The following is an 18,795-nucleotide window of genomic DNA, read 5'->3' as shown; positions in this document are numbered from 1 at the left end:
CCCCGTGGTTAGCCCTCCCGTCGGAGCGTGAGGGCGGACCATTCGTCGTCCCGGGGCGAGGTGAGTCGTCGGTAACGGAGCGTGACCCAGTTACGTGACGTAACTATTAGTGGCTGGCCGGTCTCCGCTCGTGTATGCGCGACAGTACGAGCGAGCCCCTGGCAGTGTGGTGTGCGGGCGAGGAGTGGTGTCCGATTACGACGACGGCGACACTCATCGGGAAGAAGTGGCACCCCGTCATCGTCCATCGGTTGCTGGAGAACGGCCCCTCGGGGTTCAACGAACTCAAGGAGAACGTCGACGGCATCTCTTCGAAGGTGCTCTCGGACAGTCTCGAAGACCTGCAGGAACACGGGCTCGTTGACCGCGAAGTCGTCAACGAGCAGCCGTTCCGGGTCCGCTACTCGCTGACCGAGCGCGGCGGATCGCTCGAGCCGGTCATCAGCGAGATGGCCGCCTGGGGGCAAGAACACCTCCGGCCGTCGGAGTCGTAGGGACGACAGCGCGCTGCGAGCCCCCGGTGCCGGACCGTTCAAGACGCTGGCTCCGTATGACCCAGTATGTACCTCGCCGACGAGGCCTGGCCCGACCTCGAGTCGTACTTCGAATCCGAGTCGCTCGCACTGGTCCCGCTGGGCTCGACAGAACAGCACGGTCCCCACCTGCCCGAGGGGACGGACCACATAATCGCGGAGTCCTTTGCCCGCGCCGCGGCCGCGGAGACGGGCTATCTCTGTACGCCCACTATCAACGTCGGCGTCAGCCCCCACCATCGGCAGTTCCACGGGACGATGTGGGTCGACGCGCCCGCGTTCCGGGACTACGTCGAGAGCCTCACGCGAAATCTCGCGTACCACGGTATCGACCGCGTCGTCTTCGTCAACGCCCACGGCGGCAACGTCGAACACCTCCGTGAGGTGGGCCGGCGCGTCCGGGATGACGGGACGATGTACGCCATCGAGTGGATGTGGGACGAGTCCATCACCGAGCGAATCGAGGACGTCTTCGAGACGCCCGGGCCACACGGCGGCCCCAAGGAGACCTCGCTCATCCAGCACCTCGCTGGGGAGCTGGTCCACGAGGACCGCATCGAAGACGCCCGCGACGGCGGGCTCGAAGCGTTCGACGAGGAGACGGGCCGCCAGTACGGCGCCCGCACGTTCTACGACGCTATCGACAACACCGACAACGGCGTCCTTGGAGACCAGACCGACGCCTCCGCCGCCGTCGGCGAGGAGCTGTTCGAGGCCGCCCTGGCGAATCTCTGTCGGCTCTGTGAATGGCTCGGCGACCAGCCCTTCGAGGCCCTCACGCCCAAGCCGCACGTGTAGGCTTAAGGTCTCCCCGACACGATGTAGAACTATCATGTACGACCAACCTGTCCGAGCGGAGGCAGACAGATGAACACGCTCGACGAGATCGAACGCGAAGTAAAGGACACGTCCCACTACGTCAGCGGGAACCTCGCGAACTACGCCCACAGGTCCGCGGGCGAAAACCCCAGCGGCGAGGAACAGGTCGGCGGCGACGTCTGGGCCGACGACCTCTACTTCGACGCGCTGTCGGCCATCGAGGGGGTCGGTGGCTACGCGAGCGAGGAGCGAGAGGAAATCGTCGACCTCGGAGAGGGGTACACCATCGCTATCGACCCGCTCGATGGCTCCTCGAACCTGGCCTCGAACAACTCCGTCGGGACCATCGTCGGCGTCTACGACAGCGACCTGCCAGCCAGCGGGCGCAACCTCGTCGCCTCGATGATGGTACTGTACGGCCCCTACACTACGCTGACCATCGCCAGGGAGGACCGCGACATCGTCCAGGAGTACCTCCTCCGGGACGGCCACAGCGAGCGGTGGGGGACCTTCACGCTGCCCGAGGACCCGACAGTGCTCGGGATGGCCGGGAAGTGGAGCCAGCGAAGCGACGCGATGAACGAGATATCCCAGGAGTTCGCCCGCGAACTCAAACCCCGCTACGGTGGTGCGACCGTCGCCGACCTGGCACAGGTCCTCGAGTACGGGGGTCTCTTTGGCTACCCGGCGACCAACAAGTACTCCGGCGGAAAGCTCCGGGTCCACTTCGAGTCGGCACCGCTCGCCTACCTCGTCGAGGCTGCCGGCGGCGCCTCCTCGGACGGCGCCCAGTCGCTGCTCGACGTCGAGCCCGACGAGGTCCACGGCCGCACCCCGACCTTCCTCGGCAACGAGTCGCTCATCCAGCGGCTCGAGGACGGCCTCGCACAGTAGCCCGGTCGGCGCCACCGAGCGGCCGACTTCTCAGACGTTCCGATAGTTCCCGAGCCGCGTGCCATCGAGGAGGAACGCCTCCGCGTCGGCCACGCCGGCCGGGAGAAACGGCGCGAGAAACTCCTGGCCCGGGACGTTGACCCACGTCCCGCCCGAGCGGTCGTTGAACGCCGGGAAGACGACCAAGTCGCCGTCCACGTCGAGCGACCGGTCGTAGTGGTCCTCGAAGGGGTCGGGCGCGAGAGGCCCGCGAAGCCAGGCTCGCTCTTTCCGATTGCCCCCGACCTCGTCCTCCAGCTTGACCACCGGGTGCTCGTGGCCCACACAGACGACGGCCGATTCCAGGACCGCCGGGGACGGCCACGTGTGACCGTGTGCGAACCCCACGTCGCCGATACTGGTGCCGTGGCCCGGCGTTATCGTCACGTCCGCGTCGACGTCGTCGAGAACCGGTTCGAGCTCGCCGTCGTGATTTCCTTTCACGAGGGTAACTGGAACGGTGAGGGTCGAGAACAGCGCTTCAAGCTCCTCGCGTTCGGTCTCGAACGGCGAGCCGATGGCGTGGCCGAGGTCACCGACGACGACCAGCCGGTCGGCACCGGTGCGTTCGAGGGCAGCAACCAGCCGCTCCCGCCGCTCGTCGGCCGCCGACCGGAGCTCGACTCCCTCGTAGCGCAGCCCGGCCTCGATACCGGCGTGGTAGTCCGCGAGCGCGAGCAGTCGCTTGGCGTCGGTGTCGACGGTGGCCGCGGGGACGCCCGGGACTGGTTCGACACGCATGGCTGGGTCGTTGGCGACCACGCGAGAAAAGGGGCGCGTTCCAGTTCAGATGGGCGTCAGCTTGTCGTCGTCTGGCTCGTAGCAGCGCCCGCCCATCAGCGCGTCCTGGATGGCGTCTTCGACGGCGTCGCGGTCCGCACCGTAGCTCTCCATCACCTCGGTGATGACCGCCTCGCGGTCCGCACCGCTGCCCTCGTTCAGGTCAGTCATCACGTCCATCACCGCGTCTTCGAGGTCGACATCCGCGGCCGGCGCCTCGTCGGCCGCTGGTTCGTCTGCCGATGACGCAGCAGCAGCCGCCGTCTCGGTCTCGGCGGCGGGCTCCGCATCCGCCGGTGTGCCCGCCTCGGCCGGCTCCGCCTCGGACGCAGTGCCCGCCTCGGCCGGCTCCGCCTCGGACGCAGTGCCCGCCTCGGCCGGCTCCGCCTCGGACGCAGTGCCCGCCTCGGCCGGCTCCGCCTCGGCCAGCTCCTCCGGGTCGGGAGTCTCGATGCCGGCCTCGCCGGCGTCGTCGACCTCCGTCCCGCTCTGGAAGTCGGTGCCGTACTCTTCCTCTATCTCCTCGCGCTCGTCCTCGTCGAGTTCGAACTCGGTGTCGAACTCGCCGACCTCGTCGTCGTCCGTCGCCGCGTCGGCGTCCGCTGCAGTCTCGCCCGGCGACTCAGTGGCAACATCGCTCTCGAAATTACCCAGCGTTTCCGAGTTACCTTCGTCGGCATTATCCGCAGTCGACGCGGTCTCCGGTTCCGTCGATACCGGGTCGGCGTCCGTCGCCGGCTCCGAACTGTCGTCAGCTTCGGTAGCCGAACTGGTCGTTTCGGTCGTTGTTTCCGTCGAAGGTTCTTCGTCTGTTTCCGTCGAAGCAGTTGTCTCGGCCGTCGCAGTATTCCCGGTCTCGGCTGTCGAAGACGGGTCCGTATCGGTCGCCGACTCGGGAGTCCCGGTGTCGGTCGCCGGCTCGGCGGCCTCGGCATCTGCCGTCGACTCGGGAGCCGCTGTCTCTGCAGGCGACGGTTCGTCGGACTCGGCGGCGTCGCTCGGTTCGGAGCCGGCCGAGGGACCACCCTCGTGTGCTTCGAGTTCCATCGTCGCCAGGGCCGAAAGCGGGCCGTCTGTGCCGTCGCCGGGCGCACGCGAGAGGGACCCGGCCTCGTCGCGCTCGCCCGCGACGACGCGGGCGGCGTTTACTGCCAGGTCCCGGACCGCCTGCAGGTAGTCACCGGTCGTGTCGTAGTACTCCAGCGCCAGGGCGGCGCCGGCGGCGTCGCTCTCTTCGACACCGGCCGCGACCAGCGCCTGCTGCAGGGCCTCCCCCGACAGGTCGGACTGTCTGGCGCCCGCCATCCGACCCACGCGGGCGACGGTCTGCTCGGCCGCCTGGACGACCCAGCGGTCGCGCGTCTCGGCGTCGACCTCGCTGATGGACTCCGGTCGAACGGACGTGAACACGCGGTCGCCGTCCTCGGGCTCGAAGGTGCGGGCCTTGCCGGTCACGGCGACGAACAGCGGCGGCGTCGCGGCTTCCAGAAACGCCAGCGCCTCCGGCTGGTACTGGCCAGCGTAGACCACGAACGGGCCGGTCGGGTCCACGATGCGCGCTCTGAGGACCTCCTCGTTGACCTGTTCCAGTTCCGTGAGGACGCCGACGACGAACAGCCGGTTGACCCGCGCGCCCGTCGGCGTCACCACGTAGTTCGGGGCGCGCTCCTCGTCGGACTCCGAGTAGGAGAACTCCGCGTCGTCGAACTCTGCGGCGAAGAGGCGGTGGGCGACCTCGCGGCGGCCCGGCCCGCTGTCCTCTGACTCGCTCATGTTTCGACCTCCGCGAGCAGCGCCTTCGCACGCTCGGCCGGGTCGGCGTCCGATTCGTCGAACTCGCTGGCGTTGAGGTTGGCGCCGTACTCGTCGACCGACAGCGAGCCACGGACGACGTACTCGCGGCCGACCACACGGTCGGCGATGCGGTCGGCGACGACTGACTTGTCCATCGCGTCGCGGGCGTGTTCGCGAGCGTCGTCGAGGTCACCGCCGTAAATCTCCTCGGTCAGTTCGTCGTCGAGGATGACCGTCACGGTCGCCGTGCCGTCGTCGAGGATAGCCTTCGTCCGCAGGTCGTCCTCGCCTTCGACGGCGCCGTGAGAGCGACACTGCCCGCTCTGGACGACGCGGCCACACTGGGGACAGCGCTCGATGAGTCCGGATCCGTCCCGAATCTGGATGACGTTGCCCACGAGTTCGACGTCGAACTGCCCGCCGCTCTCGACGGCCTCGCCGATGGCCATCCGCGGGGCGTCCTCGGCGACGGAAACGGACTCGCCGAGCGCTGTGACCGTCGAGAACTCCGAGACGTTGACCGACGGCGCACCGCGGAACTCACGAACGAACGTCTCCTCGATGCGGACCGACGCCCCGGCCTCGATCTCGTCGTGGGGCTCCCAGTCGGTGAAGGGAAGCCGGCCGGTCGCATCACCGAACACGCCCGAGAGAATTTCGGTCTCGCCGTCCCGGCCGTCGATGGTCTTTTCCTCACACTCCAGGACCTGCACCTCGACGGTGATGCCGCGGTCGCCGGGTTCGAGGTCCCGGAGGGCGGCCTCGCCGCCGACGTCGGCGTCGATATCGAGCGTCTCCTCGGCGACGGTCGCGTCGGTGCTGTCCCCGAGGTTGAGTTCGGGCTTGCCGTCCCACTCTCGCACCCCGGCGTTGCCGAACTGCACGGTCTGGCCGGGTTCGAGGTCGCCCTCGAAGCCGTCCCACGCGGTGTAGGAGATGGTGCCGGACTCGTCTGCGAGTTCGCCCTCGCGGATGACGTGCTGTTCGCCGTTATACTGGATGGACCGACGCCCGGACGTGAGCACCACCGCGGTGACGGTCACGTTCGAGTCGTCGGTGGTGACCTCGCCGATGGCCTTGCTGGACGGGCCGCTACTCCCGCCGCCACCGCCGTCGCCGTACTTCCGGCGGAGGCTCTGTTTGGCCTCGTCCATCGGCACCGAGTAGTTCACCAGGTTCTCCAGGTCGCGTCTGACCTCCTCTTTGTCTACGTCGAGGTCGGAGGCGAGTTCCTCGACATGCTCTTCGAGAGACATCGGTGAACGCTTCGAGAGGGGTACTGAAAAGCGTTTGTGGGCCGGGTTGGGATTGTGAACAGCCAGCAAGTCCCGTCGTGAGAGACGCGGTCCGGGGGCGTCAATTGGGTCCACCACTGTACGGTCAGCGTTTCGAATGGGCGGGTGAGTCCGGCCGAGAACGTTCCCGATGGCCAAGAACCGGGGCCAAGCGTATATACACCGGTAGCCAATCTCCGCCCGTAATGAACGCAACTCCCGACCGACGGTCGTTCATCCGAGCAATCGGCGCAGTGACAGCCGCAGGGGCACTCGCGGGCTGTTCGGGCGGCGAAAGCAGCGACGACAGTCCGGCCACCGGGTCCGACAGTGACGTTCCGGAGGCCGTCTCGTCGTATCTCTCCGACACCGATAACTTCGACGGGTCGCTGACCGACGAGACGGACAGCGATTCGGTGGCCGTCGACGTGGGCGTCGACGCAAACGGCGGGGCCTTCGGCTTCGGGCCCGCCGCAGTCAAGATATCGACCGGGACGACAGTGACGTGGGAATGGACCGGCGAGGGGAGTCAGCACAACGTCGTCGCCGAGGAGGGCGCAAGCTTCGAGTCCGAGCAGACGACCGAAGAGGGCTTTACGTTCGAAGAGACCTTCGAGGAGACCGGTGTGGTGACCTACTACTGTACCCCACACGAGGGAATCGGCATGAAAGGCGCCCTCGTCGTCGAATAGCGACGAGATTCAGTCGTCGCCAGCGATACCCTCGGCGAGCGCGTCGGCCACGCGACCGTAGGCGGCGGCTCCGTCCGAATCAGGCGCGTGCCTGACGACAGGTTCGGTCCCGAACACGTCGGGCTCGTCCGGCACCGCGGCGAGCAGCGACGTTTCGAGGCGCGCTGCTATCTCACGGCCGGTCTCGTCGTCGGCGCGGGTGACGACGACGCCGGGGATGTGGCTGTCGACGTGTTCGGCCATCTCTTTCGTCCGGCTGGTGTCGGCCACGCCGTGTTCCTTGGCCGTCGTCACCAGCACCACGTCGTCGGCCAGTCCGCAGGGGACCATCGTCGCGTGGGTGACGCCCGCGCCCGTATCGAGGACGACCACATCGAAAGCGGTCCTGAGACGGTTACAGACCGTCTTGAGCTCGGCCGGGTCGGCGTCCGTGTAGCGGTCGAGCGAGGGGTCACCGTACACTGCGGCGACGTCGTCGCTCGTATCGATAGCGGCTTCGAGCGGTTCCGCGTCGGCCAGCACGTCGTGTATGGTCGGTTCGTGACTCGTCCCCAGCACCGTATGCAGGTTCGGCATGGCCAGATCCGTGTCCACGACGACGACGTCGTAGCCGGCGTCGTCGAGCGCATACGCCGTGTTGACGGCCGTCGTGGTCTTGCCACAGCCACCCTTGCCACCGGCGATGGTGAGACAGTGGGCCCCTTGCATCTGTCAGTACCGTGGGGCAGCGACCGGAAAAAATGTATCTCTCCTCGGTTGTCAATACGCGGGTGGCACGACCGGAGCAGGGAGGCAGTGATTGTCCACCCGGAGCGTGTGAATACCGGTCGGAGAAACGCCAGCCTGCCGGCTGAGTGGGTCCGCAGTTCGAACGGCCTCACAGCCGGTCTTCCCTGCGGCCATCCCGGCGGTTGCAGAAGCACCGACACTCCTGTAAGAAATAGAGTATGTTTAAATATGTTTCCCGAATATCATATATTGTAATGTCTGTCGATGACACGTCCCAGACTCCAGCAGAGCGAAAGTCCGCGATCAAGCAACGCCACGACCAGGCCGCAAACAAGCTGGTACCCGAGAACCGACAGCTGTACATCGGCGGCGAGTGGGTCGCGAGCGTCTCGGGCGAGACCTTCGAGACGACCGACCCGACCACAGGGGAGACGCTCGCCGAGGTCGCCGCCGGCCAGGCCGAGGACATCGACAGGGCCGTCGAGGCGGCGTGGGACGCCTACGACGAGGTGTACAGCGGCTACTCGACGACCCAGCGACAGGCGATGCTCGAGAGCATCGCGGACGCCGTCGAGGAGAACAAAGAGGAGTTCGCCCGGCTGGAGTCACTGGACAACGGCAAGCCCATCACAGAGGCCCGCATCGACATGGACCTCGTCATCGACCACTTCCGCTACTTCGCAGGCATCGCCCGCGCACACGAGGGGCGCACGGTCGACACCGACGACAGCCGCCACGTCCAGACCCTCCAGGAGCCCTACGGCGTCGTCGGCCAGATCATCCCGTGGAACTTCCCGCTGCTGATGGCCGCCTGGAAGCTTGGCCCAGCGCTTTCGGCCGGGAACTGCGTCGTCCTCAAACCCGCCGAGGAGACGCCCCTGACCGTTCTGAAGCTGATGGCGGAAGCGGGTGACGTCGTCCCCGACGGCGTGGTCAACGTCGTCACCGGCTTCGGGCCAGACGCCGGCGAACCCCTCTCGAACCACGAGGACATCCGCAAGCTCGCCTTCACCGGCTCGACCGAGGTCGGCAGCGAGGTGATGAAAAGCGCCGCCGACAACATCACCGACATCACGCTGGAGCTGGGCGGGAAGAGTCCACTGGTCGTCTTTCCCGACGCCGACCTGGAGCAGGCCGTCCAGACGACCATCACGGCTATCTTCTTCAACACCGGCGAGTGCTGCTGTGCCGGGTCGCGCCTGTTCGTCCACGAGGCCATCAAAGACGAGTTCCTCGACGAACTGGCCGCGGCAGCCGACGACCTCACCGTCGACGACCCGCTGCTCGAGTCGACGGACCTCGGGCCGAAAGTCACCGCCGAGCAGGTCGAGCGGACCATGGAGTACATCGAGGCGGCCGAAACCGAGGGCGCCGCCTTCGTCACGGGCGGGAGCCAGCCCGACGACGAGGCGCTCTCGGACGGCTGTTTCGTCGCCCCGACGCTCATCGACGACATCGACCACGACAGCACGGCCGTCCAGGAGGAAATCTTCGGCCCGGTTCAGGAAGTGTTCGAGTGGAGCGACTACGACGAGATGATAGAACTCGCCAACGACGTAGACTACGGCCTGGCCGCCGGCGTGCTCACCGAAGACCTCACCATGGCCCACCAGTGTGCGAAGGACATCGAGGCCGGCAACATCTGGGTCAACACCTACAACGACTTCCCCGCCGGCCAGCCCTTCGGCGGCTACAAGCAGTCGGGGATGGGGCGAGAGATCGGACAGGAGGCCGTCGACCACTACACCCAGACGAAGACGGTCACCATCAGCCTGGACTGAGTCCGTGATTCCCTTCCCCCCGGTCGAGGGCGAGCTCCGCGCCCAGCAGGTCGCCGTCGCCCCCGACGGGACCCGCTACGTCGTCCCCTCGGGGATGCACGAGCGGCTCCGCGAGGCCGCCGCGCCCGAGCGAACCGACAGCGACCCGAAGGTCGCACTCGCGCTTTCGGGGTGGCTCTGTCTCCAGACCGACGGGATGACCGACCGCATCAACGTCGACGCACCGGAGGACTGCGCCGACGCCGCGCCGATTCGCGAGTTCGCTCGGGCACACGAAGCCGGCTCTGTAGCGGTGGCGCTCCATCCCAGCGGGGAAGTGCTGCGGTCGAACGAGCCCGAGCGATTCGAGTTCGAGGGGTAACGAACCAGCGAGCCCGACGCCGGCGCGCCGCTTTTGTCACTCGAATCCCTGGAGAACAGTATCGTGACGTTCGACGCCGTTCTCTTCGACCTGGACGGGACGCTCGTGCGGCGAACGCAGGACACCGCGGCGCTGTACGAGCAAACCTTCGAACGGGTCGGCGTCGAGCCCTTCGCCGCTCCGGCGGAGCTGTGGGCGGTGCTTGACGGCCCGCCGGACCCCGACGACGAAGTGGGGTATCTCGGCGCCGGCTTCGCCCGACTGGCCGCCCAGCACGGCCGCCGGGTCGACGCCATCGCACTGGCCGAAGCGTTCGTCGACGGCGTCGACAACACGGAGGTCGCCTTCCGGCGGGCGGCCGAGGCGGCACTCGACGCCGCTCGCGAGACCGCGGCGACGGCCGTCCTCACGAACGGACCCGAGTACCGGCAGGCCGAGAAGGTCGGCGCGGTCGGGCTGACCGAACGGGTCGATACGGTCGTCTACGCCGGCGACATGCCCCGCCGGAAGCCCCACGCCGCGCCCTTCGAGGCGACGCTGGCCGCGCTCGACGTCCCAGCCGACCGGGCGCTGTACGTCGGCGACTCGCTTTCTTACGACGTGGCCGGGGCCCACAACGCCGGGCTGGCGGCCGCCTACCTCGACGACGGCGACGGCCCCGACCCATACAGCCCGGAGTACGTGCTCGAATCGCTCGCCGACCTCCCGTCGATTCTCCGATGACCCCCGACCGATGAACGAGTCGCTGGCCACCGACATCGTCGGACGGCACTACCCCCACCGGACGGTCGTCGGGGTGGAACCTGTGGCGTCCGGACACCGGCCGACAGCCGTGGTTCGGTTCGCCGACCGCTCCCCGCTCGTCGTCCAGTGTTCAGAGACCATCGAGGCGGTCCGGACCGAGGCGGCCCTCGTGTCGGCGGTCCGTGACCGGACCGACGTGCCAGTGCCGGCGGTGGTTGCGACCGGCAGTCGCGACGGGCGGGCCTACGCCATCAGCGAGTTCCGGCCGGGGACGGACCTGCATACGACGTTCGCTGACAGCCCGCCGACCGTGCGTCGTTATATCGCGCGCCAGTTCGGCCGCTATCTCGGTGAGTTGCACACGGCGTTCGCGTTCGACGGCTGTGGCGAACTCGCGCGAGCGTCGGGTCCAGCGGGTGCGGGACGCCTCGTCGCTGCGAGCGATACGTCGGAGACGTGGCTCGTCGAATACGGTCGCCGGGCCGTCGAGCGATTGCCCGCAGCGTTCGACCCCCTTCGGGACCGACTGTGCGACTGTCTCGACGCTGCGACCGTCGACGAGGTGACCCCGCGACTCTTCCCGTGGGACCTCCGTCCCGGCAACGCGCTCGTCGCCGACGGGACCGTCTCGGCCGTCCTCGACTGGGAGCGTCCGATGGCCGCGCCGCCCGCGCTGGCGCTTTCCAAGGCCGAGTATCTCGTCGCCGACTGGTACGTCGACGAGCCTGAGCCGTTGCGCGTGGCGTTCCGGGCGGGCTACGAGCGGGTGCGGTCGCTGCCGACCGTGGCGCCGGCCCACCGCGTCGTCGCCATCGCCGACAGCGCCGTCGACTCGCGGGGCGCGGTGACGAACCCCGGCTATCCGGAGCGTGCGCGGGCGGCGTCGGTCGACTTTCATCGGACTGCGCTCGCGTCGGCACTCCCCGGGTGAGCACAGCGTCGTCGGTCTCACGCCGATACGGCCGACGCGTGGCACCCACCGCCGGGAGTTGGCTTCGCCTGTGCGGAGCGAACGCCAGGCTACCGATAGTGGCGTTCCGGAAAGGGAGGGTTTCGCCAGTGGTTCCACACTGGTAAGCACCGGTCAGCGCCACCGACGTTGCGGCGGGGACCAGCGACAGGCCGCGCTTACGACTCGGCGGCCGCCACTGCACACCTGTGGGTCGGGGTCATCGCGCCGCTGGGGTAACCGCCCGACCCGAGGCCGTCCTGACCTGCGAGACGCCGGCGGCGACCGACCAGATAGCACAGCGGTAACAATCCGGTGGGCGGCCGTGGGGAGAGACCGATGATGCCCGACAGCGACCCGGACGCGTATCGGACACTCGTACTGGACGCGGACAGCCAGGCCGGCCTCTGTGTGGTCCGGTCGCTCGGGAAGCGAGGCGTCCCCGTGACCGCCGCGAGCGACACCGACCGCTCGCTCGGGAAGCGAGGCGTCCCCGTGACCGCCGCGAGCGACACCGACCGCTCGCTCGGGGCGCTCTCGCGGTACTCCGAGGAGGCGGTCACCCATCACCCGCCCGCCGAGGCGCCGGACGCGTTCGTCAACCAGCTTGCCGGTATCCTCGCGGAGCGCGACTACTTCGCCGTCATCCCCGTCAACGACGCGACGACCAAGGTGGTCTCCCAGCGGAAAGCACGGCTCGAAGCCACGGGAACGACCGTTGGGGTCCCCGACTGGGACCGGGCGAAGCTGGCCTACGACAAAGCCCAGACCTTCGACCTCGCCGAGCCGCTGTCCGTGCCGACGCCGGAGACCCACGCCCCGGACTCGCTTGCCGACGTGGAGCGACTCGCCGACGACCTCGCCTATCCCGTCGTCGTCAAATCCCGGAGCAAGTACGTCGACGACTCGGCGGGGAAACTCCACCTCCACCGCGTCGGCGACGACAGCTACGCCGACGGGCCGGCCGAGCTCGTCTCGACCTACCGCGACGTCCTCGCGAGAAACGACCACCTCGACGCCGTCCCGCCGCTCGTCCAGGCGTACGTCCCCGGCGAGACGACCACCACCGTCGGCCTCGCCGAGGACGGCGAGTTCCGGGCCTGGTTCCAGGAGCGCCGACTCAGAACCACCCCCCACAGCGGCGGCAACTCGACGGTCATCACCGGGATGCGTGACCCGAAAATGCGCGACCACGCCGCCGCGGTCGTCGACGCCCTGGAGTGGACCGGCCCCATCCAGGTCGAGTTTATGCGCACGCCCGACGGCGAGTACTACCTCATCGAGGTCAACAGCCGCTACTGGGGGTCGGTCCCGCTCGCCGTCGACTCCGGCGTCGACGTCCCGTGGCTCCACCTCTGCCAGCTCGACGGGAACACCCCGACGAACCCGCCGGTGTACCGCGACGACGTGATTCACCAGCGGCTGCTGTACGGCGACATCAAGTGGCTCGCCGAACGGCTCTCCGAGGGCCATCCCCTCGCCGCTGCCCGGTTCCTCGCCGCCTTCAGCTACGCGAGACCGGTGTTCCTGCGCAGCGAGGACCCGCTCCCGAGTGCGGTCGCGCCGCTGCAGTGGTTCGGGCAGCGGGCGAAGAAGGTCTACGAGGAGGCGCGGGATGCGCTGGTGTCGGGGGGCGACGATGAGTCGGAAGCGAGGGAGGAACCAGAGCAGGTCGCGACTGTCTCGGACGACTGAGTGTGAGTTGCAGGAGCGCCGCTCGTTACGAATTTACGCGGCGTTCGTGAATAATAGCGGGGAAAGCTGCGTCCGTACCGAGTCAGTGAGTATGCCCCAGTGCGTCGTTGCACATCTCGTTGAGCTCCGATATTTTCTCGCGAACGCTGTCTGGCTTGTCCGCCGGTGGGTCTTCGAGAGCTGGTTGCCCGTGAGCGTCTGGTTCACCAACGATGACACTACCAATCATCCCGAGGGCTTCGTGAGGTGCACAGTAGTAGTGGTAGACGCCCTCGGTCTCGAAGGTATGTTCGAACGTCGCCCCCGTCTCCGAAAGGAGGCCGCTGTCCCAGGCCTGGGCACCGTCGGGAACGAGCTGGGGCTGGTCATTATCGGGGTGATACGCCGCCGTGGAGTGGCTCCCGCTCTCGTTGACAAACGTTACCGTCCCACCGATGTTGACACGGACGACGTGGGGCTCGAAGTGCTGCCCATCGTCGGCCGTCAGCATCGCTACTTCTGCGGTGTCGGTCGGGTCACCGATCTCCTCGTCGTGCCCGTGTCCGCCATCATCGTGGTCACCTTCTTCCTCATGATGGCCCGACTCCGTGTCAGTTGCATCGTGGTGGTCCTCGGTGGGCGTGGCGGTCGTGTCCCCGCCTTCGGGGTTGTCGGTGGAGCCGCCCCCCGAGCAGCCGGCTAACCCGACGACTGCAACGCTACTGGTCACTCCGAGCACTCGTCGTCGCGTGTACAGTGAATCATTTGGCATCGTCGGTCACCTTACAGATGAACATCCGAGCGGAACGTACATAGACGCGAAACCTGTTTTGCACGGCACGCAAATCGCTCCGTTACTTAAGTATGCTCAATCGACTAGCTCATACTGCGAGGAACAGCCGTGTCCAAAGACCATAGTGCCGGCCAGCTTCTGGACCTCCTGGGTGAGGAACGCGTCCGCCAGATTCTGGCAGCCACGAGTCGCGAGCCACTTTCAGCGAAGGGGCTGAGCGAGGAATGCGACGTCGCCCTCTCGACGATTTATCGCCGTGTCGAGGAGATGGTGGCCACCGATTTGCTCGTCGAGCGGACACAGGTCGAAGCCGACGGGAGCCACCACAGCGTCTACGAATCGAACGTCGACCACCTCGACGTCGATATCGAGGACGGAACGATAGATATCAGGATGCAGGTCCGTGAGGACGCCGCTCGACGGTTCTCGCGCATCTGGAGTGAGATACGGGACACCTAACTATGCACATCGAACTCGTCATCGCGAAACTCATCACGGTCGGTCTGGGGCTGTCGATAGCGTATCAAGCATACCGTGGGTACAGCGTCCACGGGAGCGACCCACTGCTGTACGTCGCTGTCGGATTCCTGTTCATCAGTATCGGGGCCGTAATCGAAGGCGTTCTCTTCGACCTGGTCGGGCTCTCTATTTACATGGCCGGTACTATTCAGACTGGCATTGTCGCGGTGGGAATGCTCATCGTCCTCTACTCGCTACACGGACGAATGCCCAGACCGTCAGATGGAGAGGACGACTCGTGACCAGCGGGTGGGAGCTCGCGCTGATTGCAGTCCGAGCCCTCCTCCTTCTGCTGGGGATTGCGACGACGGCGATTAGTTTTCGCGCCTATCGGCGGGAACGGACTCGATACCTCCGTGCTGCCACGGCCGGCTTCGGCCTCATCACGCTCGGCGTCCTCATAGAGGGCTTTCTCTACCAGTTCACAGCGTTGACGCTCACGCAAGTGCATATCGCTGAATCCGTCGCACTGGCGTGTGGCTTCGCTGTCCTCCTCTGGTCTTTCGTTCGGTGAGTTCCGGAACCGCCCGTTTCGGAGCGTACGCGGCGCTCGAAAGTGAGCACCGCGAAAATGTAGTGGGACCACGGTCGCAGCGAAGCTGCTCCCTGCTCCCACGTTTCATCCTCGCAACACGCAGTCGCTCCGCTCCTGCGGTTGCGTCGCGTGAAAAGTGGGACCGCCGAAGACTCGCTGGCTCACGGCTGCGCCGTTCGCCAACGCGGTTCTCACGTCGTTCGAACCGCGCGCTGCTCGTCTTCGTGCTCTCATTTTCGCTTCGCAAAAAGTGGGACCGCCGAGATTCGAACTCAGGTCCGACGGACCCCATCCGCCGAGGATACCGCTACCCCACGGTCCCGCGTTTTGGACGAGGAGGGTTCGTTAATTAAGGGTGTCGTTTCGGGGGCGCCATGAGTCAGACCAGCACCCGCTCCAAATCAGCCACCGTCCCCGACTCCGCGTCGGGCTCCCCGACCAGCGTCCCAAGGGCGACGGCCGAGCCGTCGGGCGTGAAGACGCCGACCAGTTCGCCCTGCGCAGGAACCGTCTCACCCACCGTCGCTGGCTCAGCATCGATAACCCCTGGCGCGTACACCGGCGTGCCGTCGGCGATGGCCTCGGCCGCGCTCGGGGCGACGACCAGCCGGGGCAGGTGGACCAGCGCTTCCTCGGCGGGTCGTACAGCCGCCCGGAGTTCGCCCTCGTCACCGTCCTCGGCGAACGCCAGCGCGTCGACGAGGTCGTGCATCGACACGAGCGAGCGGTCGTCGAACTGGCCCGTCGCGGTGCGTCGCAGGTCGCCCATGTGCGCGCCGGTGCCAAGCGCCAGCCCGATGTCGTGACAGAGCTTCCGGATGTACGTGCCCGAGGCACACCGCACGCGCAGCAGGGCGCGGCGCTCGACCTGTTCGAGCACCTCGAGGTCGTGAATCCGGCGGGTCCGGAGCTGGCGCTTGACCGCGCTCTTGCGCGGTGGCTTCTGGTAGATGTCCCCCTCGAACTGGGCGACGACACGCTCGAAGTCCGGCGGCGCGCTGTCGTGCAGTTCCAGTACGGCGACGTACTCCTTGACGGCGTCGTCGAAGATACGCGCGGCGCGAGCGGCGTCGCCCAGCAGAACCGGGAGACAGCCCGTCACCTTCGGGTCCAGGGTCCCACCGTGGGCGACGCGGTCCTGCCCGGTGGCGTCTCGGACCCACGCCGCGACCTGGTGGGCGGAGGGCCCGGGCGGTTTGTCGAGGTTGACGACGCCGAAAGAAAGCAGGGCGTCGACGGGTCGCTCCTCGGGCGGGGCGCGGGCCATCAGAACTCGTAGCGGATGCCCTCGACCGGCGTCTTGCCCTCGTCGACGGCCGCGTCGTAGGCCTCGACGGCGTTGAGCGCAATGTTCAGGGTCCCCTCGGGGTCCCAGCGGGCGGTGTTGATGGCGAGGTCGTAGATAGAGCGGTCATCGAAGTCGATGTCGTAGTACTCGGCGTAGCGCTGGGCCTCGCTCTCGCTGCGTTCCTCGGTCTCGGTGCGGGCCTGGTCGACGGACTTTTCCTCCCGCTCGGCGATACGGCCGGCCCGGACGTCGAGTGGCGCGGTGAGCCAGAGCTTCATGTCGGCGTACTCGCCGGCCATCCAGCCCGCGAGTCGGGACTCCAGGACGAGGTCCTCGCGCTCGGCGGCGATGTCGCGCAGCCGCCGGTCGAGGTCGCGGTCTATCTGGTCGTCCTCCTCGGCGGCCTTGTTCAGCTCCAGGGGCGTCATGTCCCGCTCCTCGGCCAGCGAGCGGAAGATGTCACCGCCCGAGACGTGCTCGTAGTCCAGCGCGTCCGCCAGGTGCCCGGCGAGTGTGCTCTTCCCGCTGCCCGCGGGGCCGGAGACGGTAATCAACATGGTGGTTATCCGGGGGTACCGATAAAATGAGTTGTGTCTTGCTGTCGCTGGAGTACCAGCTACAGTGACTGGGCTGTTCGGGGTGACTCAGCACAGCCAGAAAGCCCCGGGCCGTTCGACTCGGGGGGCTCGTTGCGCCCTTCACTCACTTCGTTCGTTCCAGTGCTTACGTTGCCCGCCGTCGTCGAACGGCCCGCCCCTTTCAGTCCCGCCCAGGCGGTTGGTCAACCGGCTACGGGCGGGACTGAAAGGGGCGGCTGGCTCCGGAAAGGCGGACGACGCAAGGACCGCAAGGAGCGGAGCGACTGAGGACCGCAGCGAGTCCCCCGACCGGAGCCAGCCGGGGCTTTCTGGCTGTACACGTCAGCAGTAGCAGTCAAGCGTCCGATTGCTAGCGGGGCTTTCTGGCTGTTCTGAAAAGCAATTCTGCGCGAAAATCCCAAAACGACCGTCTTAGCTAGCGGTGGGCGTGGTCTGGACGTTCAGCGCCTTCCGGATGATCTGCGTAAAGGACAGCGAGCACAGGAAGTACCAGACAATCCAGGCCTGCATCGGGCCGACGAGCCCCTGGCGCCAGGACTCGACCTCGCCGAAGATGGGCAGCGTGATGACTGGCGAGGCGATGGTCAGCCCGGGCCCAAAGACCATCCAGTAAATCCACAGGAAGACGGGGATGTTGATAAGCATGATCCAGACCATCGGGCGGAACTGCTGTTTGAACATGCCCAGCTGGTCGGTCATGAGCTCCATCTGCTCTTGCTCGATGCGTTCGAGCGCCTCCTCGTCGTCGCGCTCTTTGGCCTTCTTGCGACGCTCCTTTATCTCCTCCATCTTCTCCTGGTGGTCGCCCATCCCGGACATATCCATCATCTGGTCCTGCAGGATAGAGGAGGTCGCCCCGGTGAAGACGGCCAGCACGAGGATGAGGACGTAAAAGGGGAGCACCTCGGCCAGCGGGCCGAGCGCGATGTCGATGGTCCCGCCGATGGCGTTCCGGATGGAGTTGATGGAGTAGCCGGCGAACAGACCCACAGTACCGAGGGCGGCCAGTTTGTCCCACTGGCTCCATCCCTCGTCGTCGTCTGCCTCGGGCTCGGCGTCGGTGTCTTCGAGCGCCTCACGGACGGCCTCGGGGTCCTCGATGACGAACCCCTCGCCGTCGGCGTCGACGAGCAGGCCGGACTCGATGAGCCGGCCCCACTCGCCGCTGGTGATGTCGTCGCTGACGTCGCTCCAGGTGACGGTCCCCTGCTCCTCGGCGACGGTCAGCACCTCGCCGAGCGCGTCGGTCATCGCTTCGCCGTCGTCGGCGAGTCGCTCTACTTTCGGCGCGGTTCGTGCCATTGTGGGACTGAAAGCAGCGACGACTTATGAACGTTTATTCTGCGTGCGCGGCGACTGCCTCGTCGATGTCGGCCCAGACCTCGTCGGGGGTCTGCTCGCCGTCGATGGCGACGAAGCCGTCGTGGTCCTCGTAGTGGGCGATGACGGGCGCGGTGTTCTCGTCGAAGACGTCCAGACGATTTCGGACGGACTCCTCGTTGTCGTCCTCGCGCTGGATGAGCTCGCCGCCACACTCGTCACAGACGCCCTCGTCTTCGGGCTGGTTGAACTCGACGTGGTAGTTCGTGCCACAGTCGTCACAGACCCGGCGGCCGGTGAGTCGGTCGACGAGTTCTTCCCGGGAGACGTCGAGTGAGATGATGACATCGAGGTCGGTCATCCCTTCCAGTTCCTCGGCCTGCTCCAGGTTTCGGGGATACCCGTCCAGCACGAAGCCGTCGGCACTCGACAGTGCCTCGTCGACGATAGCGTTGACGACGGCGTCGGGGACGAGGTCGCCCGCCTCCATGTACTCACGGGGCGTGTCGTACTCCGTGTCCATCTCGGAGATGTCCATGTCCTTGTTCGCCCGGAGCGCGTCGCCGGTCGTGACGTGTTCCACGTCGTACTCGTCGGCGATGTTCGCGCTCTGTGTCCCTTTGCCTGCTCCCGGCGGACCGAGAATCAGGAGTCGTGGCTGCGACATGGTCGCGAGTT

21 protein-coding genes and 1 tRNA gene are annotated in these 18,795 nt (G+C 66.9%); 12 read left to right on the top strand and 10 right to left on the bottom strand.

The window, feature by feature from the left end; translation table 11 throughout:
* Nucleotides 1-134 precede the first annotated feature (134 nt).
* The 3 genes from P1K32_RS13045 to P1K32_RS13035 all read left to right on the top strand — a co-directional run bounded on the left by P1K32_RS13045 (nt 135) and on the right by P1K32_RS13035 (nt 2,246).
* Nucleotides 135-494: a winged helix-turn-helix transcriptional regulator gene (locus P1K32_RS13045; protein WP_276250153.1), complete on the top strand. Its 360-nt coding sequence runs from the start codon at nt 135-137 to the stop codon at nt 492-494.
* A 66-nt stretch (nt 495-560) separates the two neighbouring features.
* Nucleotides 561-1,331 carry a creatininase family protein gene (locus P1K32_RS13040; RefSeq protein WP_276250152.1) on the top strand — a complete coding sequence of 257 codons (771 nt, stop codon included), beginning with the start codon at nt 561-563 and terminating at the stop codon, nt 1,329-1,331.
* Nucleotides 1,332-1,400: 69 nt separating this feature from the next.
* Nucleotides 1,401-2,246 (top strand): class 1 fructose-bisphosphatase, encoded by an 846-nt coding sequence (locus tag P1K32_RS13035; protein ID WP_276250151.1) that lies wholly within the window; start codon nt 1,401-1,403, stop codon nt 2,244-2,246.
* Nucleotides 2,247-2,276: 30 nt separating this feature from the next.
* Here the strand turns inward: P1K32_RS13035 and P1K32_RS13030 are convergent, their stop codons facing one another.
* Genes P1K32_RS13030 through P1K32_RS13020 form a run of 3 tightly spaced genes read right to left on the bottom strand, consistent with a single transcriptional unit; the run spans nt 2,277 to nt 6,115 of the window.
* A complete protein-coding gene (locus P1K32_RS13030; protein WP_276250150.1) occupies nt 2,277-3,026 on the bottom strand; it encodes a metallophosphoesterase in 750 nt (249 codons plus the stop codon).
* 45 nt (nt 3,027-3,071) lie between these two features.
* Nucleotides 3,072-4,838, bottom strand: coding sequence for a hypothetical protein (locus P1K32_RS13025; protein ID WP_276250149.1), 1,767 nt, complete (start codon nt 4,836-4,838; stop codon nt 3,072-3,074).
* Entirely contained in the window at nt 4,835-6,115 is a 1,281-nt protein-coding gene (locus tag P1K32_RS13020) for a Single-stranded DNA binding protein (RefSeq protein ID WP_276250148.1), read from the bottom strand. Before P1K32_RS13020 ends, P1K32_RS13025 begins: the two co-directional genes overlap by 4 nt.
* A gap of 224 nt (nt 6,116-6,339) precedes the next feature.
* On the opposite strand from P1K32_RS13020, the gene P1K32_RS13015 reads away from it, so the two are divergent.
* Nucleotides 6,340-6,825, top strand: a complete 486-nt coding sequence (locus P1K32_RS13015) for a halocyanin domain-containing protein (protein WP_276250147.1) — start codon at nt 6,340-6,342, stop codon at nt 6,823-6,825.
* A gap of 9 nt (nt 6,826-6,834) precedes the next feature.
* Here the strand turns inward: P1K32_RS13015 and P1K32_RS13010 are convergent, their stop codons facing one another.
* Entirely contained in the window at nt 6,835-7,533 is a 699-nt protein-coding gene (locus P1K32_RS13010) for a MinD/ParA family ATP-binding protein (protein ID WP_276250146.1), read from the bottom strand.
* A 275-nt stretch (nt 7,534-7,808) separates the two neighbouring features.
* Here P1K32_RS13010 and P1K32_RS13005 point away from each other — a divergent pair, with 275 nt between their 5' ends.
* The 5 genes from P1K32_RS13005 (at nt 7,809) to P1K32_RS12985 (ending at nt 13,084) form a co-directional block, all read left to right on the top strand.
* Nucleotides 7,809-9,335: an aldehyde dehydrogenase family protein gene (locus P1K32_RS13005; protein WP_276250145.1), complete on the top strand. Its 1,527-nt coding sequence runs from the start codon at nt 7,809-7,811 to the stop codon at nt 9,333-9,335.
* A gap of 4 nt (nt 9,336-9,339) precedes the next feature.
* Entirely contained in the window at nt 9,340-9,696 is a 357-nt protein-coding gene (locus P1K32_RS13000) for a hypothetical protein (RefSeq protein WP_276250144.1), read from the top strand.
* A 60-nt stretch (nt 9,697-9,756) separates the two neighbouring features.
* Entirely contained in the window at nt 9,757-10,419 is a 663-nt protein-coding gene (locus P1K32_RS12995; protein WP_379691429.1) for an HAD family hydrolase, read from the top strand.
* 10 nt (nt 10,420-10,429) lie between these two features.
* On the top strand, nt 10,430-11,371 hold the full coding sequence (locus P1K32_RS12990; protein ID WP_276250142.1) for a phosphotransferase family protein: 942 nt from the start codon (nt 10,430-10,432) through the stop codon (nt 11,369-11,371).
* A gap of 360 nt (nt 11,372-11,731) precedes the next feature.
* A complete protein-coding gene (locus P1K32_RS12985; RefSeq protein WP_276250141.1) occupies nt 11,732-13,084 on the top strand; it encodes a carboxylate--amine ligase in 1,353 nt (450 codons plus the stop codon).
* An 82-nt stretch (nt 13,085-13,166) separates the two neighbouring features.
* Here the strand turns inward: P1K32_RS12985 and P1K32_RS12980 are convergent, their stop codons facing one another.
* Entirely contained in the window at nt 13,167-13,802 is a 636-nt protein-coding gene (locus tag P1K32_RS12980; protein ID WP_419181068.1) for a plastocyanin/azurin family copper-binding protein, read from the bottom strand.
* 162 nt (nt 13,803-13,964) lie between these two features.
* On the opposite strand from P1K32_RS12980, the gene P1K32_RS12975 reads away from it, so the two are divergent.
* Genes P1K32_RS12975 through P1K32_RS12965 form a run of 3 tightly spaced genes read left to right on the top strand, consistent with a single transcriptional unit; the run spans nt 13,965 to nt 14,889 of the window.
* Nucleotides 13,965-14,315 (top strand): ArsR/SmtB family transcription factor, encoded by a 351-nt coding sequence (locus P1K32_RS12975; protein ID WP_276250139.1) that lies wholly within the window; start codon nt 13,965-13,967, stop codon nt 14,313-14,315.
* Nucleotides 14,316-14,317: 2 nt separating this feature from the next.
* Nucleotides 14,318-14,617 (top strand): DUF7521 family protein, encoded by a 300-nt coding sequence (locus P1K32_RS12970; RefSeq protein WP_276250138.1) that lies wholly within the window; start codon nt 14,318-14,320, stop codon nt 14,615-14,617.
* The gene (locus P1K32_RS12965; protein WP_276250137.1) at nt 14,614-14,889 is read left to right on the top strand and encodes a DUF7521 family protein; all 276 of its coding nucleotides are present in this window, start codon (nt 14,614-14,616) and stop codon (nt 14,887-14,889) included. The genes P1K32_RS12970 and P1K32_RS12965 overlap by 4 nt, the downstream gene beginning before the upstream one ends.
* A 272-nt stretch (nt 14,890-15,161) precedes the next feature.
* Here the strand turns inward: P1K32_RS12965 and P1K32_RS12960 are convergent.
* From P1K32_RS12960 to P1K32_RS12940, 5 genes are all read right to left on the bottom strand, one after another.
* A tRNA-Pro gene (locus P1K32_RS12960) sits at nt 15,162-15,232 on the bottom strand.
* A gap of 57 nt (nt 15,233-15,289) precedes the next feature.
* Nucleotides 15,290-16,180 (bottom strand): RNA-guided pseudouridylation complex pseudouridine synthase subunit Cbf5, encoded by an 891-nt coding sequence (locus P1K32_RS12955; RefSeq protein ID WP_276252194.1) that lies wholly within the window; start codon nt 16,178-16,180, stop codon nt 15,290-15,292.
* Nucleotides 16,177-16,755, bottom strand: a complete 579-nt coding sequence (gene cmk / locus P1K32_RS12950; protein ID WP_276250136.1) for a (d)CMP kinase — start codon at nt 16,753-16,755, stop codon at nt 16,177-16,179. Before cmk ends, P1K32_RS12955 begins: the two co-directional genes overlap by 4 nt.
* A 453-nt stretch (nt 16,756-17,208) precedes the next feature.
* Nucleotides 17,209-18,099, bottom strand: a complete 891-nt coding sequence (locus tag P1K32_RS12945; RefSeq protein WP_276250135.1) for a DUF106 domain-containing protein — start codon at nt 18,097-18,099, stop codon at nt 17,209-17,211.
* A 34-nt stretch (nt 18,100-18,133) separates the two neighbouring features.
* Nucleotides 18,134-18,784, bottom strand: a complete 651-nt coding sequence (locus tag P1K32_RS12940; protein ID WP_276250134.1) for an adenylate kinase — start codon at nt 18,782-18,784, stop codon at nt 18,134-18,136.
* Between the last annotated feature and the right edge of the window lie 11 nt (nt 18,785-18,795).

This window comes from Haloarcula rara, assembly GCF_029338235.1.
In the GTDB taxonomy this organism is placed as follows: Archaea; Halobacteriota; Halobacteria; order Halobacteriales; family Haloarculaceae; genus Haloarcula; species Haloarcula rara.
The sequence above is the reverse complement of the archived record's forward strand: the minus strand, read 5'-3'. Positions and strand labels throughout refer to the sequence as shown.